31 protein-coding genes are annotated in these 23,882 nt (G+C 56.2%); 1 reads left to right on the forward strand and 30 read right to left on the reverse strand.

The features are described from left to right. Positions 1-12: 12 nt before the first annotated feature. The 24 genes from RDU76_06790 to pgsA form a co-directional block, all read right to left on the reverse strand. A complete protein-coding gene (locus RDU76_06790; protein ID MDQ7798634.1) occupies positions 13-378 on the reverse strand; it encodes a helix-turn-helix transcriptional regulator in 366 nt (121 codons plus the stop codon). A gap of 32 nt (positions 379-410) precedes the next feature. Then, positions 411-1,553 carry an FAD-binding oxidoreductase gene (locus RDU76_06795; protein MDQ7798635.1) on the reverse strand — a complete coding sequence of 381 codons (1,143 nt, stop codon included), beginning with the start codon at positions 1,551-1,553 and terminating at the stop codon, positions 411-413. Next, on the reverse strand, positions 1,550-1,819 hold the full coding sequence (locus RDU76_06800; GenBank protein ID MDQ7798636.1) for a (2Fe-2S)-binding protein: 270 nt from the start codon (positions 1,817-1,819) through the stop codon (positions 1,550-1,552). Before RDU76_06800 ends, RDU76_06795 begins: the two co-directional genes overlap by 4 nt. Before the next feature lie 70 nt (positions 1,820-1,889). After that, entirely contained in the window at positions 1,890-2,522 is a 633-nt protein-coding gene (locus RDU76_06805; GenBank protein MDQ7798637.1) for a hypothetical protein, read from the reverse strand. Positions 2,523-2,532: 10 nt separating this feature from the next. After that, positions 2,533-3,381 (reverse strand): hypothetical protein, encoded by an 849-nt coding sequence (locus RDU76_06810; GenBank protein MDQ7798638.1) that lies wholly within the window; start codon positions 3,379-3,381, stop codon positions 2,533-2,535. Then, positions 3,378-4,016 carry a hypothetical protein gene (locus RDU76_06815; protein ID MDQ7798639.1) on the reverse strand — a complete coding sequence of 213 codons (639 nt, stop codon included), beginning with the start codon at positions 4,014-4,016 and terminating at the stop codon, positions 3,378-3,380. The genes RDU76_06810 and RDU76_06815 overlap by 4 nt, the downstream gene beginning before the upstream one ends. Before the next feature lie 9 nt (positions 4,017-4,025). Beyond that, positions 4,026-5,213, reverse strand: coding sequence for a fibronectin type III domain-containing protein (locus tag RDU76_06820; GenBank protein ID MDQ7798640.1), 1,188 nt, complete (start codon positions 5,211-5,213; stop codon positions 4,026-4,028). A gap of 67 nt (positions 5,214-5,280) precedes the next feature. Further along, complete coding sequence (locus RDU76_06825; GenBank protein MDQ7798641.1) at positions 5,281-5,913, reverse strand: hypothetical protein; 633 nt, start codon at positions 5,911-5,913, stop codon at positions 5,281-5,283. 40 nt (positions 5,914-5,953) lie between these two features. After that, a complete protein-coding gene (locus tag RDU76_06830) occupies positions 5,954-6,805 on the reverse strand; it encodes a hypothetical protein (protein MDQ7798642.1) in 852 nt (283 codons plus the stop codon). A gap of 1 nt (position 6,806) precedes the next feature. Continuing rightward, positions 6,807-7,427 carry a hypothetical protein gene (locus RDU76_06835; GenBank protein ID MDQ7798643.1) on the reverse strand — a complete coding sequence of 207 codons (621 nt, stop codon included), beginning with the start codon at positions 7,425-7,427 and terminating at the stop codon, positions 6,807-6,809. A 13-nt stretch (positions 7,428-7,440) separates the two neighbouring features. Then, the gene (locus RDU76_06840) at positions 7,441-8,580 is read right to left on the reverse strand and encodes a fibronectin type III domain-containing protein (GenBank protein MDQ7798644.1); all 1,140 of its coding nucleotides are present in this window, start codon (positions 8,578-8,580) and stop codon (positions 7,441-7,443) included. 123 nt (positions 8,581-8,703) lie between these two features. Then, a complete protein-coding gene (locus RDU76_06845) occupies positions 8,704-9,126 on the reverse strand; it encodes a 4Fe-4S binding protein (GenBank protein MDQ7798645.1) in 423 nt (140 codons plus the stop codon). Positions 9,127-9,234: 108 nt separating this feature from the next. Further along, positions 9,235-10,317, reverse strand: a complete 1,083-nt coding sequence (locus tag RDU76_06850) for an FAD-dependent oxidoreductase (protein MDQ7798646.1) — start codon at positions 10,315-10,317, stop codon at positions 9,235-9,237. 31 nt (positions 10,318-10,348) lie between these two features. Then, positions 10,349-10,660: a (2Fe-2S)-binding protein gene (locus RDU76_06855; GenBank protein MDQ7798647.1), complete on the reverse strand. Its 312-nt coding sequence runs from the start codon at positions 10,658-10,660 to the stop codon at positions 10,349-10,351. 95 nt (positions 10,661-10,755) lie between these two features. Continuing rightward, the gene (gene prmC, locus RDU76_06860; GenBank protein ID MDQ7798648.1) at positions 10,756-11,598 is read right to left on the reverse strand and encodes a peptide chain release factor N(5)-glutamine methyltransferase; all 843 of its coding nucleotides are present in this window, start codon (positions 11,596-11,598) and stop codon (positions 10,756-10,758) included. A 31-nt stretch (positions 11,599-11,629) separates the two neighbouring features. Continuing rightward, positions 11,630-12,706 (reverse strand): peptide chain release factor 1, encoded by a 1,077-nt coding sequence (gene prfA / locus RDU76_06865; protein ID MDQ7798649.1) that lies wholly within the window; start codon positions 12,704-12,706, stop codon positions 11,630-11,632. Beyond that, on the reverse strand, positions 12,703-13,224 hold the full coding sequence (locus RDU76_06870; protein ID MDQ7798650.1) for a Mov34/MPN/PAD-1 family protein: 522 nt from the start codon (positions 13,222-13,224) through the stop codon (positions 12,703-12,705). Before RDU76_06870 ends, prfA begins: the two co-directional genes overlap by 4 nt. Continuing rightward, on the reverse strand, positions 13,224-13,952 hold the full coding sequence (truA, locus tag RDU76_06875; protein ID MDQ7798651.1) for a tRNA pseudouridine(38-40) synthase TruA: 729 nt from the start codon (positions 13,950-13,952) through the stop codon (positions 13,224-13,226). Before truA ends, RDU76_06870 begins: the two co-directional genes overlap by 1 nt. 15 nt (positions 13,953-13,967) lie before the next feature. After that, positions 13,968-14,495, reverse strand: coding sequence for a hypothetical protein (locus RDU76_06880; GenBank protein MDQ7798652.1), 528 nt, complete (start codon positions 14,493-14,495; stop codon positions 13,968-13,970). A gap of 15 nt (positions 14,496-14,510) precedes the next feature. Then, on the reverse strand, positions 14,511-15,083 hold the full coding sequence (thpR, locus tag RDU76_06885) for an RNA 2',3'-cyclic phosphodiesterase (protein MDQ7798653.1): 573 nt from the start codon (positions 15,081-15,083) through the stop codon (positions 14,511-14,513). An 82-nt stretch (positions 15,084-15,165) separates the two neighbouring features. Next, entirely contained in the window at positions 15,166-15,597 is a 432-nt protein-coding gene (locus RDU76_06890; protein MDQ7798654.1) for a hotdog domain-containing protein, read from the reverse strand. Positions 15,598-15,665: 68 nt separating this feature from the next. Then, positions 15,666-16,904, reverse strand: a complete 1,239-nt coding sequence (locus RDU76_06895; protein MDQ7798655.1) for a competence/damage-inducible protein A — start codon at positions 16,902-16,904, stop codon at positions 15,666-15,668. Continuing rightward, positions 16,901-17,416, reverse strand: a complete 516-nt coding sequence (locus RDU76_06900; protein MDQ7798656.1) for a phosphatidylglycerophosphatase A — start codon at positions 17,414-17,416, stop codon at positions 16,901-16,903. Before RDU76_06900 ends, RDU76_06895 begins: the two co-directional genes overlap by 4 nt. A gap of 4 nt (positions 17,417-17,420) precedes the next feature. Next, positions 17,421-18,017 (reverse strand): CDP-diacylglycerol--glycerol-3-phosphate 3-phosphatidyltransferase, encoded by a 597-nt coding sequence (gene pgsA, locus RDU76_06905; GenBank protein ID MDQ7798657.1) that lies wholly within the window; start codon positions 18,015-18,017, stop codon positions 17,421-17,423. A 175-nt stretch (positions 18,018-18,192) separates the two neighbouring features. Here pgsA and RDU76_06910 point away from each other — a divergent pair, with 175 nt between their 5' ends. Continuing rightward, the gene (locus tag RDU76_06910) at positions 18,193-18,714 is read left to right on the forward strand and encodes a hypothetical protein (GenBank protein ID MDQ7798658.1); all 522 of its coding nucleotides are present in this window, start codon (positions 18,193-18,195) and stop codon (positions 18,712-18,714) included. A 48-nt stretch (positions 18,715-18,762) separates the two neighbouring features. Here the strand turns inward: RDU76_06910 and RDU76_06915 are convergent, their stop codons facing one another. Genes RDU76_06915 through RDU76_06940 form a run of 6 tightly spaced genes read right to left on the reverse strand, consistent with a single transcriptional unit; the run spans position 18,763 to position 23,825 of the window. Next, positions 18,763-19,530, reverse strand: coding sequence for a hypothetical protein (locus tag RDU76_06915; protein ID MDQ7798659.1), 768 nt, complete (start codon positions 19,528-19,530; stop codon positions 18,763-18,765). Between the two features lie 16 nt (positions 19,531-19,546). Further along, on the reverse strand, positions 19,547-20,974 hold the full coding sequence (locus tag RDU76_06920; protein ID MDQ7798660.1) for a tetratricopeptide repeat protein: 1,428 nt from the start codon (positions 20,972-20,974) through the stop codon (positions 19,547-19,549). Between the two features lie 57 nt (positions 20,975-21,031). Next, positions 21,032-21,568, reverse strand: coding sequence for a 2-oxoacid:acceptor oxidoreductase family protein (locus RDU76_06925; protein MDQ7798661.1), 537 nt, complete (start codon positions 21,566-21,568; stop codon positions 21,032-21,034). Beyond that, positions 21,568-22,323: a thiamine pyrophosphate-dependent enzyme gene (locus RDU76_06930; protein ID MDQ7798662.1), complete on the reverse strand. Its 756-nt coding sequence runs from the start codon at positions 22,321-22,323 to the stop codon at positions 21,568-21,570. The genes RDU76_06925 and RDU76_06930 overlap by 1 nt, the downstream gene beginning before the upstream one ends. Further along, positions 22,323-23,561, reverse strand: coding sequence for a 3-methyl-2-oxobutanoate dehydrogenase subunit VorB (locus tag RDU76_06935; protein ID MDQ7798663.1), 1,239 nt, complete (start codon positions 23,559-23,561; stop codon positions 22,323-22,325). The genes RDU76_06930 and RDU76_06935 overlap by 1 nt, the downstream gene beginning before the upstream one ends. A 60-nt stretch (positions 23,562-23,621) precedes the next feature. Continuing rightward, entirely contained in the window at positions 23,622-23,825 is a 204-nt protein-coding gene (locus RDU76_06940) for a 4Fe-4S binding protein (protein ID MDQ7798664.1), read from the reverse strand. Positions 23,826-23,882: the final 57 nt, after the last annotated feature.

Below are 23,882 nucleotides of genomic sequence, written 5' to 3' on the forward strand. Positions count from 1 at the left end.
CCCGGGGACCTCCTAATCCTTGGTGCCGACAGTGATCTTGATGATGCGGCGCAGCTGCTTCAATTTTATATTGTCCGCTTTGTTCAGATCCCGCATAATTATGGAGAGGATCCTTTCGCGGTCGCTGATCTTGGCCGGCAGCCCTTTTTTATTGGCTTCAACTTCCGAGTTGGCCGGAAAGAGATCGCGAACCGTGACGTTCAGGGCGGAGGCCACCTTCTCCAGGGTCTTGATGGTGGGATTAACCCGGGCCTGTTCGATGAAACCGATATAGCGGTAATCGAATCCTGCCTTCTCCCCCAGCTTCTGCTGGGAGATGCCCTTGGCCTTGCGGATCCGGCGGGCATTGGCCCCTATCAATTTAATTAGAGCGTCCATTTTTTCTCCTTTAAAATTCAAGCCTCTTATAATTACTTCATCGCCTCCTGGCGGGAGAACTCGCGTTGCAGGGCGAATTCGGCGATGGGCGGCTCTTTTGCCCCGCTCTTTATGAAGTCGGCCGCCTGCCGCCCGATGGCCGGACCCAGCATGAAGCCATGCCCGCACATTCCGGCGATGACATAGAAGCCCTCCAGGGGCGAGCGGTCCAGGATGGGGTTGCCGTCGGGGGTGTTCTCGTAGCTTCCCGACCATTGGCGGATGACCTTGACCGGGCCCAGGGCGGGAACCAGCTTGAGCATCCGTTTGGGCATCTCCGACAAAAATTCATAGCTGGAATCGGTGGAATGTCCCGGAACGTTGGGAACCGGCGAGTAGCAGCCGATGAACTGCCCGTTGTGGCGGAACTGCTGGAAATAGCCGCCATCGGCCCGGTAATCCACCAGCATGGGGATGTTCAGATATTCCACCCCCTCGGTTATCAGGGCCTCGTGCCGCTCCGGTTCCACCGGCACCTCTATTCCGGCCATTTGCCCGACCTCCCTGGCCCAGGGCCCGGCGGCGTTGATGACGATATCGGCATGATATTCGGTCCCCTGGGCGGTTTTGACCCCCTTGACCCGGCCTCCGCCCTGCATTATGGCCGTCACCTCGGTGAAGGTGTTTACCAAGCCGCCGCAGGATCTGATCCTTTCGGCGTAGCCGGCGACCACCGCAAAGGGATAGGCCTGTCCGTCGGACGGGCAGTAGGATCCGCCCAGCAGGCCGTCGATGTTCAGCCCCGGTGCAACCTGCCCGGCCTGGTAGGCATCCACCCAGCGGACATCCTTCAGGCCGAAACTCTGCTGAACGGCAATATTAGCCAGGAAAGCTTCCTTCTTCTCCGGGCTGTGGGCCAGGAACAGATATCCGCCGGGATGCCAGTGGACATCCACCCCCAGTTCCTCTTTCATGGAGCTGAAATGCCTAACGCTCTCCAGCATCAGCCTGATGGACCCCTGGGAGGTGAACTGCTGGCGGATGCCGCCTATGCAGCGTCCGGTGGAGCCGGCGCACAGGAAGCCCTTCTCGATCAGCCGGACCCTATATCCTGCCCGGGCCAGGTGGTATCCGGTGGCCGCTCCGACGATACCTCCACCGATGATTATGATGTCGGCGTTCTGAGGCACTTTCATGAATCCGCCAGGGTTTTCAGCGAGATGGGCTGCAGCGGGGAGCGCTGAGTGACCGGCTTCTGATCCTCCGGCCGCTGCCCCAGCCGGCGGGCCAGCAGCTGGTTGACCAGCCGGCGGCAGGTCCGCCCCTGACAATGGCCCATGCCGGCCCGGGTCAGGCGCTTGACCTCATCGGCGGTAGTTGCGCCCTTTTCGATCGCTTCCAGGACCTGGGACTCGGTGATATCCTCGCAGCGGCAGATTATTTTGTCGGTATTGCTTGCCATACTTTTCACTATTATGACCTCACCCTTCCCTCTCCTAAAGCATTAGGAGAGGGATCGAGGAAGAGGTCAGTTACTTGATCAAATGTATCCAGTCGGTCAGCAGGAACTGCACCCGGCCGATCAGCAGGGAGATCCGCCCCATCACGGTGTTGCCGAAAGAAGCCCCGAAGCCGATCATGATGAACCAGATGCCGATGTTGGCCGAAATTTTAAGGGCCCCCTTCTGCTCCCGGGAGAAGAAGAAATAGCTGAGGGTGGTCAGCACTCCGATAAAGGTGACCAGGCCCCACACCAGGCCCCAGCCGCCCAGCTGGAGATTTGTGGCATCGCCGATGGCGCTCTGCATCTGTTTCAGGATATCGGTCTGAAAGGTGGGTGCCAGGCTCATGCCGCTGCCGGTCCCCAGCAGCACCGCCAGTGGGATCAGGATCAGCCAGCCGGTCTTGGAGCTGAAACGGAAAAAGAACAGCAGGCCTATCAGGCCCGGGATTATGAACCAGAGGTTATGCTGCAGGAAGACCGGGACATACAGGTTGGGCACTATGGCGTTGTTCCAGTAGATGGCCACCCCGTACCCGGCCGAGATGCCCACGAAGAGGTGCTCGGCAAAGCGGTAGAAGGGATTCTCCTTGTATAAAAAGGAGAAGATGCACAGGGTCAGTATGGCCGCCACCCACACCCAGGGATTGTTTGAAAATGTCATTTGTCTCTCCTTACTTCTTGCTCTGGTTGTGCCGGGTCACCAGATAGCCGATATTGCCCAGGATGATGAACAGCATCAACAGCAGGTGGACTATGGAAACAGCATTCATCCCCTTGGTGGCCACCGGAGCGGCGCTGGAATAGCCGTTCTTTTTGTTCAGATATTCATACTCGCTGGCCCCCTTCATGCCGTTCAGCAGGCCCACCAGCTGGCCGGCCTGCAGGAAGGGATAGTAGTCGGCGGTGCTGACCGCGGTGCAGCCGGCCCCCACGTTGGCATGATAGCGGGTATGGGCATAGTTTATCCAGCCCTGGGTGATGGCGCTGCCGGCGATGGAGAGCACCAGCGGGACATCGGCGTAGTTGCGGATGCCGTTCATCATCGGCAGGCTGTCCAGCGGGGTGCCGTAAAAATCGGTGGGGAACGCCTGGCGGAAATTTTCTCCGATGGACATCATCACGATTGAGGAGCCGGGCTTGAAGCCCAGAAAGGCGTAATCCCGGCCGTTGACGGCCCCGTATTCCGGGGCGATCTTTTGCAGGGCCGTTTCCGAAAGCACCGCCCCGTTGGGATCCAGGGTCAGCACCACTATCCTGATGCCCTTGGCGAAACAGTGCCGGATGACCGCCTCCAGCATCGGCTGCAGCTCGGGCATCATGGAGGGGCTGTAATCGGCCGCTATCAATATCGGCTGGCTCTGGGGAGGTATCTGGTCGATGAAATCGTACAGTTTGATGGTATATTTCCCCGGGATGGTGGGCAGTTTCATGGGTATCACCAGGGGAAAGATCACCGCCAGGGCCACCAGCAGGAAGATGTACCGGCGGTTTATCTTGGTCAGATTCTCTAATATCTTCATTTGCCTCCCCCTCCCAGCCAGCTGCGTTCAATGCCCAAAATTATCTTAAGCGAGGTGGCCGTCATTCCCAGGCCCACCCCGAACAGGATGCCGCGCTTGGCGGCCATATTGGGGACCATCAGTATCCACTCGGCGATGTCCGGTATCCTGGACCAGATCATGGACCCGAAGGGGATCACCCCCAGCATCACTATGAAGCCGGAGATCAGCAGCAGGGCCGCCTCCTGGGAACGGGCCCGGAAGGCCCGGTAGGCGGCCGAGGCCATATAGAAGGCCAGTATGGCGAACATGGCCGAGTCCATGGGGGCCTGGACATAGAGGAACAGGGTGTGGTACAGGTCGCCCAGCTTCTCCAGGCCCCTCCAGCGCCCCAGGATGCCCAGCAGGGCCATCACCACCAGGGCCGCCAGGGTCACGATGCTGTTCCACCAGTGCGGCTTCCGCCTTTTGATCTTCAGCATGTGGTGGTTGAACAGGCTGCCGACGGCCAGCACGATGGCAAAGGCGCTGATGACAATGGTCCACTGCAGGGTGATCTGGTAAATATTGGTGGAAACCTGGCTGGGAACGAAGAACTGGATGAAGAAGAATATCCCCAGCGTCAGGACGATTATCAAAGGTATCTGTCTTTTCATTTTCTCTCCTTAACCTACCCTTAGCATTTGCAGGATGATGTTCCGGATGCCGGGGTTGATCAGCGAGACGGCCAGTCCCACGATCAGCAGCATCACGATGACCGCCTTGCTCCAGTCCTGGCCCTTGAGGGTGCCCAGCAGCATCGGTTCCCGGGAGAGGTAGGCCGAGGCGGCGTACAGCTCCTCGCCGATCAGGGTGTAGTCGCAGGCGGTGATGAAGAACGGCAGCTGGTGCACCGCATCGGTCCCGGCGATCTGGATGGCCCCGGTCTCGGCCCCGGTCTCGGCCAGGATCAGGGATTCGGCCCAGAACATGCCCAGGAAGAAATTGGTGGCCGGCTTTTCCCGGGCCATGATCCCGTCCACCCCCGAGGCGAAGCCCATCTGGCTGTCGGTCAGGTAGAACACCGAATCGTGGTTGTAGGCGTCGGGGCGCCCGATCTCGTTGTAGGCCTCCTTGACGATCTCCTGGGCCACGGTGAACACCACCGGGTCGCGGTTGGGCACCAGCAGCGGGGTGTCGTATTCGGCGGTCTTCTTGGCCACCTGTCCCAGGATGTTCAGGGCGGCGATGGTGGCCACGTCGGAGATGGATGACAGCCCCGGCACGTAAAGGATGGGGCGCCCCATCTCGGTGGCCCGGCCCACCGCCTCCTCCACCGCCGCCAGCCCGGCGATGCGGCGGATGAACAGGCTCTGGCCGCTCTTGGCCCGGCTGATGAATATGATCACTATGATGGTGAACAGGATGCAGCTGACCAGGGCATTGATGCGCATGGTGTTGAACCACTGCTCCGCAGACCTGGCCGAAGCAGACACCAGGCTCAGGGCCTGGCTCTCCCGGCCCACCGCCTTGATCTGGTAGAAATAATCCTTCCCGTTGTCCGGGACATCCTGGTCGTCATAACTGGTGAAACCGTATGGCACATAACCCACCTTGATAAATCCCCCCTCCGGGGTCTCCGACCGCAGGACCTCATAGCCCTCGACCATTTTGCTGACCTCGTCCGGCGACGCCTGCCAGCTAACGGTGATGGCATGTCCGGCGTCGTTGGGAGTGTCGGCGGCCTTGATGTCGGACGGCGGGGCAATGGCCGCCGCCGTCAACGGGACCTGGGATGCCGGCGGGCTGGTTGGTGAAGCGGCCAAGGCCGCCGCCCAACATAACACCAACAGCCCGGTAATTTTAAGCCTCATCAATTTTCTCCGTTTAATAGTTTTAGCTGATTGTAAACAATTATATCCTTTATGCCCTTTGCCCGGCTTATTTTATCAAATGTATCCAATCGGTGAACAGGAACTGCATCCGGGCGATCAGCAGGGATACCCGGGCCATGACGGTGTAGCCGAAGGTGGCTCCGAAGCCGATCATCACGAACCAGATGCCGACATTGGCGGTCACCTTGATAGGCCCCTTGTGCTCCCGGGAGAAGTAGAAATAGGTGATGGTGCTGATGACACCCACCATCACCAGCAGGCCCACCATCAGGCCCTTCTGGGGATCCCAGATGTTGGTGAGCATGGAGGTGTTGACCATGGTGCCCTGGATCTGTTTGAGCACGTCCGCCTCAAAGGTCAGCGGAATGGACATGCCGTTCCAGAACCCCAGGCTGATGGCAATGGGGATCAGTATCAGGTGGTTCAGTTTGGGAATGAAGCGGAAAAAATACATCATCCCGATGGCCATGGGGATCAGGGTCAGCCAACGATGGTTGGCCAGGGGGGTGACTATGTAGGGCAGGGTGTAATTGTTCCAGTACAGAACGATGAAATAACCCACCGAGAGGCCGGTGAAAAGGTGTTCGGCGAATCTGAAGGCCGGGTTATCCTTGTAAAGATATGAGAAAATGGCCAGGCTTAAAAGGGCCGCTATCCATACCCAGATATTTGTGCTCATCTTTTATATCCTTGATTTAAATATTTCTATGGTAGCCGGGTCACTTTTTCTGTTCGATCTTTTTGGAGATGAAATATCCGATGTTGCCCAGGATGATCAGCAGGATGATCAGCAAATGCGAATAGGCGATGGCGCTCATGGCCTTGCTGGCAATGTCCGATTTATGATAATAACCGGCCTCGACTATCAGCTGTTCGTACTCCGCCCCGCCCTTCATCCCTCCCAGCTGGCCCACCAGCTGGCCGGTCTGCAGGAAGGGGTAATTGTCCGGGGCCATCACCGCCGTCTGTCCGGCGGCAATTTTTACCTTGAACTTGGTACCGGCAAAAATTATCCAGCTGTAGGGATAGGTTGAGCCGGCCAAAGAAAGGACCAGGGCTATATCGTCATAATTATGGATATTATGCATCATGGGCAGGCTGTCGTAGGGTGTCTGATAATAGTCCAGGGGCAGGGCTTTTTTTACGTTGACCCCCATCTGCAGCATGATGATGGTCATGCCGGGACGATAACCAAAATAGCAGTAGTCGGTCCCGTTCTTCTTGCCGTATTCCTCGGCCACCTTGGTCATGATTCCCTCCCCGATGGCGTCGCCCTGCGGAGCCAGGGACAGGCCGACCACTTTGACCCCCCGGGCAAAACAATGCCGCAGCACCGCCCGGGCCATGGGATCCAGCTCGGCGGCCACCTGGGGGTCGTAATCGAAGGAGATCATCAAGGGCCGGCCGTTGGGCTCGATATGGTCGACATAATCATAGATGCTCCTGGTGGCGGCATCCACATAAAAGCGTGATTTGACGCTGAACAGCAGCGGGATCAGGATGGCCGCCAGCAGCAGGGCGAATACGATCCGGCGATCAAGCTTGCCGAACTTGGCCAAAAACTTCAGCATATCAGTGCCCTCCCATCCAGTTGCGTTCGATGCCCAGGATGATCTTCAGGGAGGTGGCGGTGATGCCCAGCCCGATGCCGAAGGTGATGCCCCGTTTGGCGGCCATATTGGGCACCAGCATCAGCCACTCCGAGAGTTTGGGCAGCCCGCTCCAAATGGCGGCCCCCTGCGGGATCAGCCCCAGCATCACGATGAAGGCCGAGATCAGCAGCATGGTGGCCTCGGTGGACTTGGCCCGGAAGGCCCGGTAGCTGGCCGAGGCCATGTAGAAGGCCAGGATGGCGAACATGGTGGCCTGCATGGGGGCCAGGGCGTAATTGAACACCTTCATATAAAAGCTGCCCTCCCGGGTGCCGCTGAACACCGCCGCCAGGATCATGAACACCGCCGCCCCCAGATAGACCAGGCTGTATCCCCAGCCCCGGCTCTTGCGGGAGATCTTCAGGATGTGGTGCCGCACCAGGCTGTCCACCGCGATCACCGATGCGAAAACATAGATGATCAAGTCCCATTCGATCATGGTATTGAAGGCCACCTGGGAGGGCCGGCTGGGAATGAAGAACTGGATGATGAAGGCCACCCCCAGCACGAAGACTATGGCCATGGGTATATTTTTTTTCATATTCCTCTACCTTTTAGTGAATGCTGAATAAACTATAAATGAGATCCGAGCGGAAGATCAGGGCCGCCAGGGTTCCCAGCAGGACGAACAGGATGATGATCAGCTTGCAGGCATCCTGGCCCTTCAGGCTTCCCACCAGCAGCGGCTCCTTGGACAGGTAGGCCGAGGCGGCATACAGCTCCTCGCCGATCAGGGTGTAATCGCAGGCGGTGATGAAGAACGGCAGCTGGGAGATCTGGTCGGTCCCGGCTATCTGGATGGCCCCGGTGGCGGCGCCCGATTCGGCCAGCACCAGGGATTCGGCCGCATAATAACCCATAAAGAAGTTGGTGGCCGGCTTCTCCCGGACCATGATCCCGGCCAGGGCCGCGGCGTATCCCATCTGGTCCTGGGTGATGAAGTATACCGAGTCCTCCTTGAACAGATCGGGACGGCCCACGCTCTTATAGCCCTCCTTGACCATCTCCCGGGCCACCGCATGCACCACCGGGTCGGCGGTGGGGACGGTCAGCGGGGTGTCGTACTCGGCGGTCTTCTTGGCCACCTGCCCCAGGATGTTCAGGGAAGCCACGGTGGATATGGAATCTATCAGGCCGATGCCGTTGCAGTAAAGTATCGGCCGCCCCATCTCGGTGGCCCGGCCGATGGCCTCCTCCACCGCATCCAGTCCGGAGATGCGCCGGATGAACAGCTTGCCCTTGCGGGCCCAGTAGATGTACAAAAGGGTGATGGCGATGAAAAGGAAGGTGCCGAACAGGGTGTTCAGCTTGCCGGTGTTGAACCAGCTCTGGGTGGTGGCTATCGGCCCGGCTACGGCGCTGACGGCGCTGTCGCCGTTCTGGTTGATGGCCACCACCTTATAATAATGGTTCCGGCCGATGGCCTCGACGGAATTGTCCTCGTGCTCGACGGCCCCCTTGGGGACCCAGGCGATCATCTGGAAGGAGTCGTTGGGCAGCATGGACCGCTCGATATTGTAGCCCATGAACCCCGGCTCATTTTCCGAGGGGGATGGTTGCCATTCCATGATCACGATGGAGCCGTCATCATTGGGAGCGTCTGTCAGCTTGACATCGGTCGGCGGTTCCAGGGCCGGGGCCAGGGCCGGAAGCAGGAACAACATCAGCAGGATTGCGTATTTGATCTTGGGCATAACGTCCCTTTTATATTTGTGGGTTTATATTTTATATTCTACAAAATCCGACACCAAGGCACTAAGACACAAGATCACTCTTCACATATTACAATTCACTGCTTGGCTTGGTGGCAAGAGGCATCAGGAGGCCAGTTTAAAGGACCTTACATCCGTTTCCATGCCTTTGGGCACCGCCAGGGTCACCAGCGGGGTCTTCCCCTGGGCCTTGGTGTTCACCACTTTGATTACTTTGGCCCGGCAGCATTCCTTTCCTTCACGGTCCAGGGCAGCTACCAGGTCGCCCTTCTCCGGCAGGGGCAGAAACTCGTAGGGCATGGTGACGGCGCTTTCGGCATCCGAATATGCAACATCTATGACGAAGATGGCCAGCCCGGGACAACGGGAGACGCAGACGGTACAGCCGTTGCATTTGTGGTGATCCACCTGGGGCAGGGCGTTGATATTATCGCCCACCGATATGGCCTGGCGGGGGCAGCTGGTCTCGCAGGGGTTGCAGGGTATCTCCTGAAAGCATTCCACGATGACCACCGGCCCTTTCTTCATTCTTTCTTGGGAGGGCCAGGAGGTCTGAATATCCGATTGGTCGGCAATTCCGCAAGAGGTGAGTTTATCGCTGAGCATTACTTTATACTTTCCACTTGAAGCTTGATATTACCGTTTGCACTCCGCCAGCTTGCACTTCCCCTCCCGGGCCTTCTGCCCGAACGGTCCGGCACGCAGACCAGCCAAACGGCAGGCGGTGTCGTTTATCCGGCTTTGGAGATCTTTTGAATCGCCCTTGAGAAATTTGACCGCCCCCAAACCGGCCAGCTCGCCCTCCAGCATGGCGGTGGAGGCCTCCTCGATCCCGGTGACATCGCCGGCGGTGAAGATGCCCGGAACCGTGGTCATCATCAGATCGTCGTGCCAGGCCACCTGGCCCCCCAGTTCCGGAATATAGTTCATCTGGCAGCCGGCCTGCCATAAAAGTTCGGTCAAGGGGGAAAGCCCCACCGCCAGGCAGATGGTGTCCACCTCCAGGGTCTGCTGGGTGCCCTCTATGGTCTGCCATTTATCGTCAATTTTTGATATCACCGCCCCGCTGACCATATCCTCCCCCAAAGCGTTGAGGATGGTGTGGCGGGTTAAAATGGGCACCCCCGCCCGGGCGATCTTGGAGGCGTGCACCAGATACCCCCCGATCTTGGGCAGGCCCTCGATGATGGCTTTTACCTGAACCCCGGCCTGCATCAGCTGGTAGGAAACGATAAGGCCGATGTTGCCGGAGCCCACCATCAGCACGCGGTGGCCCGGTTTGATGCCGTAGACGTTCATCAGGGTCTGCACCGCCCCGGCCCCGTAGACCCCGGGCAGGTCGCTGCCGGGAAAGGAGACGAAATTCTCCGAGGCTCCGGTGGCCACCAGAACGGCCTTGGGCTTGAGCGGTGTCACTTTTTCGTTCTGCAGCACCGCCACCGTCCCGTCGGGATAATATCCCACCGCCGAGGCCTGGCGTTCTATCCGGATGCTACGCTTACCAATCTCCTGCTCCAGCTCCAGCCCGATCTCAAAACCCCGGGTTCCGGCCCGCTCGGCCTTGGAGCCGAAGAACATGTGGGTCTGCTTGATCAGCTGGCCCCCGATGGCCTGGTTCTCGTCTATGATCAGCGGTTCCAGGCCGAACTCCGAGGCCGACAGGGCCGCCATCAGCCCGGCCGGGCCGCCACCGATGATAAGGAAGTCTGTATTTGTCATGGATCCTTAAAAGCCGTAGAGTAGCATTGATTCAGTTTATGGCGATCCGGCCCCGGCCCTTCTGGCGCCTGACCTGCATGCCCTCGCGGATGGGGGTGACGCAGGAGAAGACATTGGGCACCCCATCCACCTCCATCAGGCAGGAGGAGCACTTGCCCACCGCACAAAAAAAGCCCCGGGGTCTGTCCAGTTTTACGCTGTGGCGCAGCACCTTGATCCCGGCGGCATGCAGAGCAGCGGCAATGGGTTCTCCTTGGTATCCTTCAACCGGCTGCCCTTCGAAATAAAATTTTATCTTGGCCCCTTTTTTGAATTCCAGGATGGGATGCTTGTCTATTCTCATCTGACCGAAATTGGTTGTTATTTATGGATTATTGACGATAAAAAATAATGATACTGTAAAATATTACTATTGTCAAGACATTTTATCCCTTGGGGTTAATGCATTTTCAACAGCACCACCCTATCTATCCCGGCCAGATCTTTTTTGATGAATATTTCGGAGGCCGGAAGCGCCCGGCTCATCATCTGGGACACCAGTTCCGCCTGCCCCATTCCGACCTCCAGGGCGACAAACCCCGGATGATTGAGACGGTCGGCCACATCTCCGGCTATCCGGCGGTAGAATTCCAGCCCGTCGGGCCCTCCGTCCAGGGACATGGCCGGTTCACAAAGACTGACCTCGGGCTGGAGTCCGGCTACCTGGCCGGATGGGATATATGGCGGGTTGGACACTATGCAGTCAAACTTTTCGTTTCCCTCGGGGAAAAGATCGGCCTGCACCAAAGACACCCTGCTTTCCAGACCGTGAAGCTTGATATTCTCTTGGGCCAGGTCCAGAGCCTCCGGGCTATAATCGGTGGCTGTTACCATGGCCGAAGCCAGATGCTTTGCCAAAGCAATGGCGATGATGCCACTGCCTGTTCCGATATCCAAAATGGAAAGAAACCCCGGCTGCCAGTGTTCCAGCACCTCCTCCACCAGGATCTCGGTCTCGGGCCGGGGGATAAGGGCCCGCTTGTCGGACTGGAATTTCAGACCGTAAAATTCGGTCTGGCCGATGATATACTGCAGGGGCCTCCGCTGGCAACGGTCAGTGACATTAGAACGGTATTTTTCCTGAACGGCTTCGGATACATTCTGATTGCGGTTTAAATGAAGATAAACCCGCTCCTTGCCCACGGCGTATTCCAGCAACAGTTCGGCTTCCAAGACCGCGTCAGGGATGTCAGCCTGTGAGAGGCGGTCGAAACCGTAATTTAAAAGTTCGCCGATGGTCATCTGCGACCGTCTTCTGATTTTGTTTGTCGGATCAATCCTCCTCCGCCACTTCCAGCACCTCGGCCTGCTCGGCATTGGTCAGGCCGTTGATGATCTCGTCTATCTGTCCGTCCATCACCCCGTCCAGGTTGTAGAGGGTCAGCCCGATGCGGTGGTCGGTCACCCGGTTCTGGGGGAAGTTGTAGGTGCGGATCTTTTCGCTGCGATCGCCGGACTTCACCTGCGATTTTCTCTCTTTGGCCAGCTTGGCATTCCGCTCTTCTTCCATCTTTTCCAGCAGGCGGGAACGCAGCACGGTCATGGCCTTGGCCCGGTTCTTGATCTGGGAACGCTCATCCTGGCAGGAGACCACCAGTCCGCTGGGGAGGTGGGTGATCCGCACCGCCGAGTAGGTGGTGTTGACGCACTGCCCGCCGGCCCCGGAGGAGCAGAAGGTGTCCACCCTCAGGTCGCTGGCATTTATCTGCAGATCAACCTCCTCGGCCTCGGGCAGGACCGCCACGGTGGCCGCCGAAGTGTGCAGCCGGCCCGAGGCTTCGGTGCGCGGCACCCTTTGGACCCGGTGCACCCCGCTTTCGTATTTATAATGCCCGTAGGTTCCCTCGCCCTGCACGGTGAAGATCACTTCCTTGAAGCCGCCCAGCTGGGTGGGATTGGAATTCATGATTTCTATCTTGAATCCCTTGCGCTCGGCATACCGGACGTACATCCGGTAAAGGTCACCGGCGAATATGGCAGCCTCCTCGCCGCCGGTCCCGGCCCGGATCTCGATGATGGCGTTCTTGAAATCGCTGGGGTCCTTGGGCACCAGCAGTTTTTTCAGCTCCTCGGTAAGATTTTTGTGCCTGGCCTCCAGTTCCGGGATCTCGGCCTGGGCCATCTCCGTCAGCTCCTTGTCGCCGCCCTCGGCCGCCAGAGCCCGGTCATCCTCCAGCTGTTTGGAAGTATCCCGATACTCGTTATACTTGGCGATTATCGGTGCAGCCTGACGATACTCACGGGAAAAGTCTCGGTATTTCTGCTGATCGGATATGATGGCCGGATCGCTGATCAGTTTTTCCAGTTCCCGGTAGCGCTCTTCGATCTTTATAAGCTTTTTTTCTATCATCTCGATGGTGTCCTGGGTTTGATGTTGAAACCGATGGCGAAGGGGCACAGCACGTCGGCCATCCGGTGTTTGTAGGAATCGGGGTCGATGTAATAGGCGGCTATCTTGATGAACCAGTTGTCGGTGGTGCCGGACAGGGTGCCGTCCTCGTTGTAGCTCCAGTATTTATCCTTGGCCTTGTCCTTGATCTCCATCACGATGTAGACATGTCCCGGGCTCATGCCGTAAAGATCGTCCTCGCTCAGCGCGGTGTTGTGCCGGGGATGGGAATGGAAATCGCCCACGATGTACAGATTTGGCAGATTCTCGAAAAAATTCACTATCCGGGCGTACGATTTGTCCCTGGCCTTGACCCAGGTGGCGTGCCGCTCGGCCTTCTGGCAGGCGATGGCGTTGACCACCATGAACATGTCGCCGTCCCGGTGGCCCAGCAGCAGCCCGTACGATTCCTTTTTGTAGACCTCGATGGCCGAGACCAGCAGGCCCCAAAAGGCCGATTCATTGATGAACACCTGCATCAGTAATATACCTCCATCAAGCACAGGCCGCAGGCCGGAGCGGTCTTGCCGGCCAGGGTCCGGTCCTTGGCAACCAGGATATTGGAGAGATCTTTGTGATCCATCTGCCCGCGGGCCATGTCTATCATCGTTCCGACCAGTATGCGGACCATGTTGTGCAAAAAACGATTGGCCCTGATCTCGAAGGTCCACCTGTCGTCGGCAAAGCTCCACCCGGCCTTCTCCACCCGGCAGATGAAGTTGTTGACCTCGGCCTGGGCCGAGGCAAAGGCGGTGAAATCGTGCTGCCCCAGTATCTGCCCCGCCAGATCTTGCAGGATGGCCGGATCAGCCCTATATGTCATCCGCCAGGCGTAGCGCTCCCACAGCGGTGAGCGCCGGAAGATCATCTGGTACTGGTAGCGCCGGCTCTGGGCATCGAAGCGGGCGTGGAAATTTTCAGCCACCTCCTCGGCCTTGATGATGGCCACATCGCGGGGAAGCAGGGAGTTCAGACCTTCGTCAAAGGCCTTTAAGGGAATGTCGCGGGAGGTCTTGAAATTGGCCACCTGCCCTGCGGCGTGAACCCCGGCATCGGTCCGCCCGGAGCCGAGGACGGAGATCTTCTCCTCCAGCATGGAGGAAAGCTTTTCCTCCAACAGGCCCTGAACCGTCCGCTGGCCGGGCTGGAACTGCCACCCGGCAAAATCAGTCCCGTCGTACTCTATGGTCAGTTTAATATTGCGCAACTTATGATTTTAACATTAATCTTGTGGTTTAGCAATGGTAGCTTTATTGTCTCTATATGCCAATTTAACAAATACTTCTCCGCTTATTAGTAGGTAGATACCCAAGGCAAAACCTATTAACGGAGGAAGAAGGTATAGTATTAAAAAATCAAATATCGTTCCTGCTCTTAATATCGTCGGCAAAGCTTGCAATATTGAAGTAATATTTGTAACCGTTAAATAAGCACCCATGATTTTCAAACTATACTTAAACAAATCTTTTTTATCTTTGGTTACTAATACACTCGCAACATCTTCTTTTTCAGGATAAAATTTGCTTGCTATTTTAGATGCATGATAAAACAAAAATAATGCAAATGTGGTTGAACCTATTGCATATAAACCAGAGAGTATTTTCGTCAATTCGCGGTTTGTTTCAGATATAAATTCTGGCGGAGTTAATACAAACAAGCTTATCATGCCAGGCATATAGATCACAATATTTGAAATAAGCCAAAGGCCAATTATCCTAATGGCCAGCTCAAGGATATCCCTTTTACTCATCTCTTTCTCCCTTATTTAATTCAACTCTATCCCATTCAGCTCAGTATATATAGCCCCCTCCCGGGTCAAGGTGCTTTTCATCAAGACAAGACGGTTTATCTCAAAACCTTTTTTTAGAATATTGGCCTGTTTCACCGCTTCCTTCAATTGCATGAGGTTCTTGTTCGAACGCACCCGGCCCAGTGTCAGATGCGGGCTGAACTCCCGGGCCTTCTCCTCCTGGGAGATATCGGCCGTCAGTTTTTCCACCTGGCGATAAATTTCTTTTATCTCTTCCGCGCCCTGCGACAGCCCAGCCCAGATCACCTTGGGCCTGTCCACCGAGGGGAAGGCCCCCAGCCCGCCCAGGCCCGAATCAATCGCCTTAAATTTCCCCTTCAGCACATTGAGCGCCAGCCCAGCCCGCAGGACATTGGCCTCCGGGATCTCGCCCAGGAATATAAGGGTCAAATGGATATTGGCCGGGTCCACCCATTTGACATCGGCCCCGGAAGATTTCAACTGCCCGATGATTTCCCCCAAAATGGATCGAATATCGGGCGGCAGTTCCAAGGCTATAAAACAGCGGATTGTTTTGCTTATATTCATATGCGCCTGTCATTCCCGAGAAATCGGGGATCCACGGTTTGACCCCTCCCGGCATCTCCCCCAGTGGGAGAGGGAATGTTGTCTAATTCCTGGTTTTCATCCTCATGGCCAATTCGTATATTTCTGTGTTCTGCTGAATATATTCCTCAGATAACGACAGCCCGTGGGCATAGGGCTGGCCCTGCTTATCGACCGTCACGAAGGTGGCCATCCCGGTAACGGCCGGCTGGACACTCTCATTGACCAGCACCTTGCCCCAGACCGTGATGCTCTTGCTGCCCAGGCAGGCCACCTTGGACCGCAATTCGATGATATCTCCCTTGGTGGCTGAACGGTGGAAGGTCATGCCGTGGATCTGGACGCAGACCACGTCCTCCGGCTTTCCCACCAGCTTGGAGGCGGCGATGAAGCATCCCTCCACCATCCATTCGGCCATCCTCCCGGCGAATAGGGTGCCGTGATGGTTCAGGTCCTCGGATTTGACCAGATGCGATATGCTTATCTCTTTGGGCATTTACCCTCCATTATTTTCTCTCAATCATTTTTTTATTGACGTCATTCCCGCATATGCGGGAATCCAGTTTAACATTTGAGGAGATACATTCTCAGCATGTTCAGAGCCGCCTGGGCGGACGATTCCTTGATATGCCGTCGCTGCCCCAGGAACCTTCGTTCCTCAACCACCGTCCCTTTGGGACCGGCCACTGCCATAAACACCAAACCCACCGGTTTTTTGTCGGTCCCTCCGGCCGGCCCGGCTATGCCGGTTACGGCCAGACCCAAGTCGCTGCCCAGCCGGCCCCGCACCCCGCTGGCCATCTCGAGCGCCGTCTCCCGGCTGACCGCGCCGTGCAAACGCAGGGTCTGCGATTTTACCCCCAGCATTTTTCCCTTGAGAACATTGCTGTAGGCGATGACCGAACCCAGAAAATAATCGGATGACCCGGAAATATCGGTGATCCGGTCGGCGATCAACCCGCCGGAGCATGATTCGGCGGTGGTCAGGGTCAGCTTCTTTTCCTTCAGCAGGAGGCCGACCGCCTGCTCCATGGTCTCCTCATCATGCCCGTAGATCACATCACCCAAAAGCCGGCGGATATGACTAGACAACTCGATCAGCCTTGTATTCAGCAGATTTGAGTCTTTTCCGGATACAGTCAGCCTCAAATCGACCCCTAAGTGGGTCGGCAGGTAGGCTAAAATTCCTTTGACCAGGCCCTTCTCGAACTGGTCCAGTTTCTCCGCTATGGCCGACTCGGATATTCCGGTGGTCCTCATGGTCAGCATAATGATCTTCATCCCACGGCTCAAGGCCCCCAGCCGTTCCTTTAAATATCCGACAAAGATGGCTTTCATCTCGCGGGGCACGCCGGGCATCAGGACCAATATCTTTTTCCCTCTTTTGAACAACAAACCCGGGGCGGTGCCTTCGGGGTTGAACAGAACTGCGGCCCTGTCCGGCACCATGGCCTGCCCCCGGTTGCAGGCCGGCATCTCTATTCCCCGCTTGGCAAAGCGGGACCGGATGTGATCCAAGGTCTTTTTATCGAGCTTAAGCTTTGAGTCAAAAAGCTTGGCCGCGACCTTTTTGGTGATATCATCGCTGGTCGGCCCCAGCCCGCCGGTGCACAGGACGATATTGGTTTCAGCCAATGCCTGTTTGAAGGCCCGCAGGATGTCTTCGCCCCGGTCGCCGACGGATATTTTGAGAACCACCGGGATGCCTATCGTTCCCAACTCCCTGGCAAGATATGACGAATTGGTATCGAGGGTCATTCCGGACAGGATCTCGTTGCCTATAGTGATAATGGAGGCTTTCATGAACCATGCAACCAAAATAACATGGATTTAATTGTTAGCAAGGGTACATAATATGCCGGCCAGAATAGGATCACCACGATCTGCCCCAGCAGATTGGCGTAGATCCCGGCCAGCACATCGTCGGCCACCACCCCCCAGCCGCCGGAAAGCTTTTGGATCTGCCTGGCCCCCAGCGGCTTTATTATATCCATAGTCCGGAATAGCAGAAAGGCTATCAAATAGATCAGGATTGACTTGGGGAGGAATAAAAGGGATATCCACATCCCGGCCACCTCGTCGATCACTATCCTGCCGTTGTCGTGCCCCCATTTTCTCTCGGCCCGGGTGGCCGACCAGACCCCAAGGAGCAGGGTCAGAACCAGCAATGATGCCCTTACCCACAAAAAAGGCGGCACCAGCCACCAGATGACCAGAGCCAGCAGGCTCCCGGCGGTGCCCGGAGCCACCGGGGAATAACCCGAGCCGAAACCGGAGGCCAATATCAAAGCGATTTTATCTTTTGTTTTTATCATTTTTCTACATATTGTCCTTGAAAAGCCCCAGGATCAGCCAGCGGTTCTTGATCACATAATCCACCCCGGACAGCAGGGTTAAAAGCATGGCCAGGAACAGCAGGGCATCGAAGGAGAATTTCAAATCGGCCAGGAACTGCCATGAGAGGCTTAAGAAACCGGCATCCACGCAATCGTTCAGACAGATGTACAGCAGGATCCCGAACACCGAGGCCATCTGGCAGAAAGTTTTGGCCTTGGCCAAAAAGCTTGATTCCATAACCTCGCGGCGGTAGGCCACCAGGGTTCTCAGGCCCATTATCAGGAACTCCCGCCCTATTATGACCATCACCATCCAGGTGCTGGCCGACTTCAGCGCCACGAACGAGATCAGGGCCAGGGCGATCAGGAACTTGTCGGCCACCGGATCCATGAACTTCCCGAAATCGGTCTGCTGGCCGTTCTTGCGGGCCAGATATCCGTCCAGCAGGTCGGTGACCGAAGCCAGGATGAAAAGGGCCAGGGCTCCCAGCCGGGAATAGACATTGTCCACCAGCAGCAGGGCCATGAAGACCGGACTGATAATCAGCCGGCTCAGGGTGAGGATATTGGGCAGATTCATCGTCATGTCGTAAATTTAACAGATTTTGCAAGCTATGTCAAACAATAAAGTTAGCCTTATTATTAAGGGTAGCCCCGGAACCTGATTCCCGGCCAAGTACTCTAATATTTATTAAACAAAAGCTTGACAAAAGCATATTCGCTGGCTATCATTATAAATTGAAAGGAGAACGGAAATGAAAACAAAATTGGCCCTTATTGCCCTATTGTTGCTTGGCTCTCTTGGGACACCTGGCTTGCTGGCCGATACCGACGTCAAGATCAACATTAACCTGCCTTTGGTTCAGATCAAGGACGAACCGGTGATGGCGGTGATACCCGGGACCTACATCTATTTCATCTACGGCTACGAGCATGACTTCTTCTACTACGGCGGATACTGGTGGCGGTTTCACCATAACCGCTGGTACCGGGCCCACCATTACAACGGTCCCTGGAAATACCGCAAGGACAAGTATGTCCCGGCCCCGTTCTTCAAACTCTCCCCCCAGTGGCGCAAGATGGCCATAGACCATTCCGGCTTCAAATACAATGAAGTCAAGAAGAACTGGAAGCAGTGGGAAAAGGAGAAGCGCTGGGAGAAGAAGCAGGACAAAAAAGAGATGAAGAAGGATAACAAGGCAGAAAAGCAGAACCTGAAGGACGACCAGGACAAGAAAGACAAAGATAACAAGAAATCCGGCAAGGGCCGGAGGTAACTCCGGGGGCGAACAGAAAACGGGCGCTGAAATCAGCGCCCGTTTTTATTATTTCACTTCCTTAATGGCCGATTGGAACCAATCCCTTACCTGTCGATACTTTATTTTCATATCCTCCGGGTCTTTTACAAAACAGAGGTCCTCCAGCCTTTTCACCACTTCAGGCGGCAGGTCGTAATTGATATATTTTGTCCTGAAGGTGTAATGATATGGTGAATGCTTCATCCGCAGGACCGCCAGCAGTCCGCCCAGGGCGAAGTTGTAATAAAAATCGAAAGCGTCCACGTAATTCCCCCGGTTGAATTCCTTGTCGAAGAACAATTCAAAGATATCCATCTTGGCCTTGTTGCGTTCCAGGACCAACATCATATTCTTCCGGAATTTTTCCCTGTCCAGCGGCTGGGAGGCGATTATGTTCTTCCGGTCGAAATGGACGATGGGATTGCCGTGGATCTCCGGCTCCAGGAACTTGTCAGGCTTATCAAGGTCCCCCACGGCAAAATCGATCAATAGGAAGGGGCTGGTATTCTTCAACCTGTAGAATTTCTGAAAGAACCCGTGGGAAGTGGGCTGCGGCACTTCAAATGTTTTTTCGATGCCGATCATCTTATCCCATGCAGATTCGACAGCCTCAAAGACCTTTGTTATGGCTTCCCGGTCGGCGATGACCATGAAGTCTATGTCGCTCCACTGGTCCACCCGGCCGAAGGCCGCCGCCCCGCCCTGCCACAGGGTGTGGACATAATTCAACGGTTCCAGGGCGTCAACCACGGTCTTGATGATCTGTTCCCTCTGCAGCTTGTTTTCGTTCATCATTTGATCCTTTCCGACATTATTCCAATGAAATGCTTTCCAGTTCCTTCATCCACTCCCGGTAATCCTTCCGGAACTGCCAGCCGGGACGGGAAAGAATGATGCCCTTGGCTTCCTTTCCATACCTGTTTTTCCCTGTCACCCGGTACAGCCGATAAAGCATCTCGGCCTGTATCTTGATGGAAGCTGCCTTGACCAGCGGCTCTAATGCCGACTCATAGTCTTCCCGGGACATTTCTCCCGTAGCCAGGCGTATCTCGGCTTCGGTTTTGGACAGTCCGGCCAGGTATTCCTGGCGGTTCATAGATTCGGCCAGCTGGCGTGCCTGGCTGACATATTCCATGGCTAGTGCTTTCTCGCCCAGGGCCAGGGTAGACTTGGCCATATCCCCCAGGCATTCGCACAGGTATTCCTTGACCAAAAGTTCCTCGAACATATTCCTGGCTGCGGTGTAATCATCCATTGCAAGCCGGTACTCCCCTTTATCTGCCAGAATATTTCCCCTGGTAAAACAGACTATCGCCTCTCCCCTGCGGTCGCCCATCTGGCGGGCTATATCCAGGCTCTTGCCGACCAGGGACAGGGCCTGGCCGAAATCCCCCCGGTACGAAAGGACCTTTCCGATGTTGTTGTTCACCACCCTCTCGCCGCCCAAGTTCCCCATCTCCCTGGCGATATCCAGGCTTTGGTAATAGCAGGCTAGGGCTTTTTCGTAATCCTCTCGGTGGTCGTATATGGCGGCCAGGTTGTTGAGGCCCACCCTAAGCGAGTATTTATCGCCGATCTGTTTGGCAATGGTTATCTGCTTTTGGTAGCATTCCTCCGCCAGGTCATAATCGCCCCTGGAGAAATGGATGCCTCCCAGGTTAGCATAATCGGTGCCGATCAACTGCAGATTGTTATCCTCCAGATCGATCTTCATCTTCTGCTCATTGCACTCCATGGCCCTGTCATGCTCTCCCATATACCAGTACATCAGGCCCATGTTGCCCTGGATGATGCTCATCGACTGCCGGTCACCAAGCTGCCTGGCTTGATGCAGGGCTTGGTCGAAAAACCGGCCGGCCTTTTGGTAATCTCCGGTGTTGCGGTAGAGGTTTCCCAGGTTTCCCATGGTAGTACAGACCTGGTGCCGGTATCCTTCTTTCTCGCTTATATCCAGGGACTCCTGATATAAAGGCAAAGCCTCCTGGAACCGGCCCCTCTGCATCAGCAGAAATCCCAAGTGGTTTGTTATCTCGGCTATCATATCTCCGGTGCCGGCTCTCCGCACCATCTCAAGTATCTTTGAATACTGGGACTCTGCCTCATTCCAATCACCGGTCTTGGCCAGGACCTCGGTCCGCCGGTTATGAACGGAAAAAGGATAAAAACTGCAGCCCTGCCGGACGGCTGTAGCATCGGAAATGGTAAGAATGATATTGTCTTTGAATCTTGATAATTTCATTTTAGGGGTATTGCAGAACAAGCGGGTTGATAAAACCCGCTTGTTCTTGAAATTTCCTTATATCCTTGTTTCCGCGCCCTTTTTAAGGGCCTTGATATTAAGCTCCAACATCTCCGGTTTGGCCCGCTTGAAGACCTTGCCCAGGGCCTTGGCAATGGATTCGACCGATAATGCTCCGGTCAGCCCGGCATAGGCCCCCAGGGCCACCATGTTGGCGATCTTGGTGGTGCCGATCTCCTCGGCGATCTTGTTGCAGGGCACGTAGGCCACCTTGATGTCGGACCGTTTGGGCCGGGAATTTACCAGCGAACTGTTGATGATCAGCAATCCGCCGGGTTTTATCAACGGCTCGAACTTGGCCAGGGACGGTTCGTTCATCACGATGACGGTGTCGGGGCGGGAGACCACCGGGCTGGAAACCTCTTCGGAGGCGATGACCACCGAGCAATTGGCGGTGCCGCCGCGCATCTCGGCCCCGTAGGCCGGGAACCAGGAGACGTTCTTGCTCTCCAGCAGGCCGGCCTGGGCCAGCAGGATGCCGGCCGAGATCACGCCCTGTCCGCCGAAACCGGAGATTCTAATTCCTTGATACATTATTTCTGCCCTCCTTCCTGCTCCGTGGAGCGGAACACGCCCAGCGGATACAACGGCATCATCTTCTCGTCCACAAATTTTGCTCCCTGCAGGGAGGTCATTCCCCAGTTGGTGGGGCACATGGACAGTATCTCCACCAGCGAAAAGCCTTTTCCCTCGACCTGATTCTGAAAGGCCTTTTTGATGGCCTTCTTGGTCTTGATCACTCCCTGGGCGCTGCTGACCGCGGTCCGCTCAAGATATCTGGCTCCCTCCAGCTGGGACAGCAGTTCGCAGACCTTGATAGGGTAGCCGTTGACCTTGGGATCGCGCCCCTTGGGACAGGTGGTGGCCGTCTGGCCCACCAGAGTGGTGGGGGCCATCTGTCCGCCGGTCATGCCGTAGATGGCGTTGTTGATGAAGATTATGGTGATGTTCTCGGAGCGGGCCGCCGAATGGACCGTTTCGGCCATTCCGATGGAGGCCAGATCGCCGTCCCCCTGGTAGGAGAACACGATGCAGCCGGGCTGGGAGCGTTTGATGCCGGTGGCGATGGCCGGGCCGCGGCCATGCGGCCCCTGGATCATGTCGCAGTTGAAATAATCGTCGGAGAACACCGCGCAGCCCACCGGGGCCACCCCTACGGTCCTTTCCCGGATACCCAGTTCGTCCATCACTTCGGCGATCAGCCTATGCACTATCCCGTGGCCGCAGCCCGGGCAGTAATGCATTTTAATGTCGACCAGGCTGGATGGCTTTTTATTGACAAGCTCCATTATCTACGCCCTCCTTTCTTGGTCGATTTTTTGGCAGTCTTTATTTTCACCGTTTTCTTATTGATTGCTTTGGCTTTTTTAACCGGCTTGGGCTTCTTTGTCGGCCTGGCCTTCTTGGGGGTTTTGGCCTTTTGGGCCGGTTTGGTCTTTTCAGCTTTTTTAGCCGTCAGCGTCGGCTTGATGCTCCTGTAAAGCTTCTCCACCACGGCGAACACTTCCTCGCCCGAGGGGATCCCGGCCGGCCGGGCGTAGAGATCGACCTGGGCAGTTCCATTGACGGCCAGACGAACATCGTCCACGAACTGTCCCTGGCTCATTTCCACCACCAGGAAATTCTCCACCCGTTGGGCCAATTTGGCCAGCTGTTTCTTGGGGAACGGCCACAGGGTGATGGGCCGGAACAGCCCGACCTTGAGCCCCTTGTCGCGGGCCATCTTCATGGCGGCTGCGGCAATGCGGGAGGAGGTGCCGTAGGCCACCAGCACCAGCCGGGCGTCCTGGATGTTCTTTTCCTCGAACTGGACCTCGCGGTCCTCGATCTCCTGGAATTTTTTGGCCCGGGCCCAGTTCATCTTCTCCAATTCCCCCTCCCGGAGATCGTAGGAACGGACGATCCTCTTCTTTCTTCCGGCGGCGTTGCCCAGGGACCAATCGGGTTTCTTTAAGGTTGACGGATCCACCGGCGTGAATTTGAATTCCACTGGTTCCATCATCTGCCCCAGGATGCCATCGGCCAGGATCATGGCCGGCATCCGGTATTTTTCGGCCAGTTCGTAGCATTTCTTGGGGAAATTGCCCATCTCGTCCACCGAGTTGGGGGCCAGCACGATGGTGTGGTAATCGCCGTGTCCGCCGCCCTTGACCGACTGATAGTAGTCGCCCTGGGAGGCGGCGATGTTGCCCAGCCCCGGGCCTCCCCGGACCACGTTGGCGAAGAATATCGGCAGGTCGGCCCCGGCGCAGTAGGAGATCCCCTCCTGTTTGAGGCTGATGCCCGGGCTGGAGGACGAGGTCATGGTGCGGATCCCGGTGGCCGCAGCTCCGTAGATCATATTGATGGCCGACACCTCGGATTCGGCCTGGACAAATGTCCCGCCCGCTTCGGGAAGGCGCCAGGACATATACTCCGGCACCTCGTTCTGCGGAGTGATGGGATACCCGGAAAAGAAGCGGCACCCGGCCAGGACCGCGCCCTCGGCCAGGGCTTCATTGCCCTTCATTAAGATCTTTTCACCCATTTATTTTCTCCTAAAAGTTTTACTTTAACAAAGACGGTGTGGGTAAGGATTTTCAACGCTTCACTTCCACACGGCGATGGCCAGATCGGGGCATATCTGGGCGCACAGGCCGCAGCCTATGCAGCACTCAGTTTTGGCCAGCTTGGCCGGGTAATAACCGGTGACGCTGAAGGTATCGGACATCTCTATGCAGCTTTTGGGACAGGCCTTGGTGCATAGTTCACATCCTTTGCAGCGGGTCTCATCGACCCTGATTTCTGGCATAGTGGACCTCCTGAAATTATATATTGATGATTTTAATTGACGGTAAACAAGGCCCTT

The organism is Candidatus Edwardsbacteria bacterium, from assembly GCA_031082425.1.
Lineage (GTDB): Bacteria > Edwardsbacteria > AC1 > AC1 > EtOH8 > UBA2226.

Excerpts from the sequence above, each read along its gene's own strand:
- RDU76_06810 (MDQ7798638.1), bottom strand. The coding sequence starts at position 3,381 with ATGAAGATATTAGAGAATCTGACCAAGATAAACCGCCGGTACATCTTC.
- RDU76_06900 (MDQ7798656.1), bottom strand. The coding sequence starts at position 17,416 with ATGATAAAAACAAAAGATAAAATCGCTTTGATATTGGCCTCCGGTTTC.
- RDU76_06920 (MDQ7798660.1), bottom strand. The coding sequence starts at position 20,974 with ATGAAATTATCAAGATTCAAAGACAATATCATTCTTACCATTTCCGAT.
- RDU76_06890 (MDQ7798654.1), bottom strand. The coding sequence starts at position 15,597 with ATGCCCAAAGAGATAAGCATATCGCATCTGGTCAAATCCGAGGACCTG.
- prmC (MDQ7798648.1), bottom strand. The coding sequence starts at position 11,598 with ATGACCATCGGCGAACTTTTAAATTACGGTTTCGACCGCCTCTCACAG.
- RDU76_06845 (MDQ7798645.1), bottom strand. The coding sequence starts at position 9,126 with ATGAAGAAAGGGCCGGTGGTCATCGTGGAATGCTTTCAGGAGATACCC.
- RDU76_06825 (MDQ7798641.1), bottom strand. The coding sequence starts at position 5,913 with ATGAGCACAAATATCTGGGTATGGATAGCGGCCCTTTTAAGCCTGGCC.
- RDU76_06830 (MDQ7798642.1), bottom strand. The coding sequence starts at position 6,805 with ATGCTGAAGTTTTTGGCCAAGTTCGGCAAGCTTGATCGCCGGATCGTA.
- RDU76_06910 (MDQ7798658.1), top strand. The coding sequence starts at position 18,193 with ATGAAAACAAAATTGGCCCTTATTGCCCTATTGTTGCTTGGCTCTCTT.
- RDU76_06915 (MDQ7798659.1), bottom strand. The coding sequence starts at position 19,530 with ATGATGAACGAAAACAAGCTGCAGAGGGAACAGATCATCAAGACCGTG.
- RDU76_06815 (MDQ7798639.1), bottom strand. The coding sequence starts at position 4,016 with ATGAAAAGACAGATACCTTTGATAATCGTCCTGACGCTGGGGATATTC.
- RDU76_06790 (MDQ7798634.1), bottom strand. The coding sequence starts at position 378 with ATGGACGCTCTAATTAAATTGATAGGGGCCAATGCCCGCCGGATCCGC.
- RDU76_06835 (MDQ7798643.1), bottom strand. The coding sequence starts at position 7,427 with ATGAAAAAAAATATACCCATGGCCATAGTCTTCGTGCTGGGGGTGGCC.
- RDU76_06895 (MDQ7798655.1), bottom strand. The coding sequence starts at position 16,904 with ATGAAAGCCTCCATTATCACTATAGGCAACGAGATCCTGTCCGGAATG.
- RDU76_06850 (MDQ7798646.1), bottom strand. The coding sequence starts at position 10,317 with ATGACAAATACAGACTTCCTTATCATCGGTGGCGGCCCGGCCGGGCTG.
- prfA (MDQ7798649.1), bottom strand. The coding sequence starts at position 12,706 with ATGATAGAAAAAAAGCTTATAAAGATCGAAGAGCGCTACCGGGAACTG.
- RDU76_06855 (MDQ7798647.1), bottom strand. The coding sequence starts at position 10,660 with ATGAGAATAGACAAGCATCCCATCCTGGAATTCAAAAAAGGGGCCAAG.
- thpR (MDQ7798653.1), bottom strand. The coding sequence starts at position 15,083 with ATGAATATAAGCAAAACAATCCGCTGTTTTATAGCCTTGGAACTGCCG.
- RDU76_06840 (MDQ7798644.1), bottom strand. The coding sequence starts at position 8,580 with ATGCCCAAGATCAAATACGCAATCCTGCTGATGTTGTTCCTGCTTCCG.
- RDU76_06795 (MDQ7798635.1), bottom strand. The coding sequence starts at position 1,553 with ATGAAAGTGCCTCAGAACGCCGACATCATAATCATCGGTGGAGGTATC.
- RDU76_06870 (MDQ7798650.1), bottom strand. The coding sequence starts at position 13,224 with ATGCAGGTGTTCATCAATGAATCGGCCTTTTGGGGCCTGCTGGTCTCG.
- RDU76_06930 (MDQ7798662.1), bottom strand. The coding sequence starts at position 22,323 with ATGGAGCTTGTCAATAAAAAGCCATCCAGCCTGGTCGACATTAAAATG.
- RDU76_06940 (MDQ7798664.1), bottom strand. The coding sequence starts at position 23,825 with ATGCCAGAAATCAGGGTCGATGAGACCCGCTGCAAAGGATGTGAACTA.
- RDU76_06800 (MDQ7798636.1), bottom strand. The coding sequence starts at position 1,819 with ATGGCAAGCAATACCGACAAAATAATCTGCCGCTGCGAGGATATCACC.
- RDU76_06935 (MDQ7798663.1), bottom strand. The coding sequence starts at position 23,561 with ATGGGTGAAAAGATCTTAATGAAGGGCAATGAAGCCCTGGCCGAGGGC.
- RDU76_06925 (MDQ7798661.1), bottom strand. The coding sequence starts at position 21,568 with ATGTATCAAGGAATTAGAATCTCCGGTTTCGGCGGACAGGGCGTGATC.
- pgsA (MDQ7798657.1), bottom strand. The coding sequence starts at position 18,017 with ATGAATCTGCCCAATATCCTCACCCTGAGCCGGCTGATTATCAGTCCG.
- RDU76_06820 (MDQ7798640.1), bottom strand. The coding sequence starts at position 5,213 with ATGAGGCTTAAAATTACCGGGCTGTTGGTGTTATGTTGGGCGGCGGCC.
- RDU76_06805 (MDQ7798637.1), bottom strand. The coding sequence starts at position 2,522 with ATGACATTTTCAAACAATCCCTGGGTGTGGGTGGCGGCCATACTGACC.
- RDU76_06880 (MDQ7798652.1), bottom strand. The coding sequence starts at position 14,495 with ATGAGTAAAAGGGATATCCTTGAGCTGGCCATTAGGATAATTGGCCTT.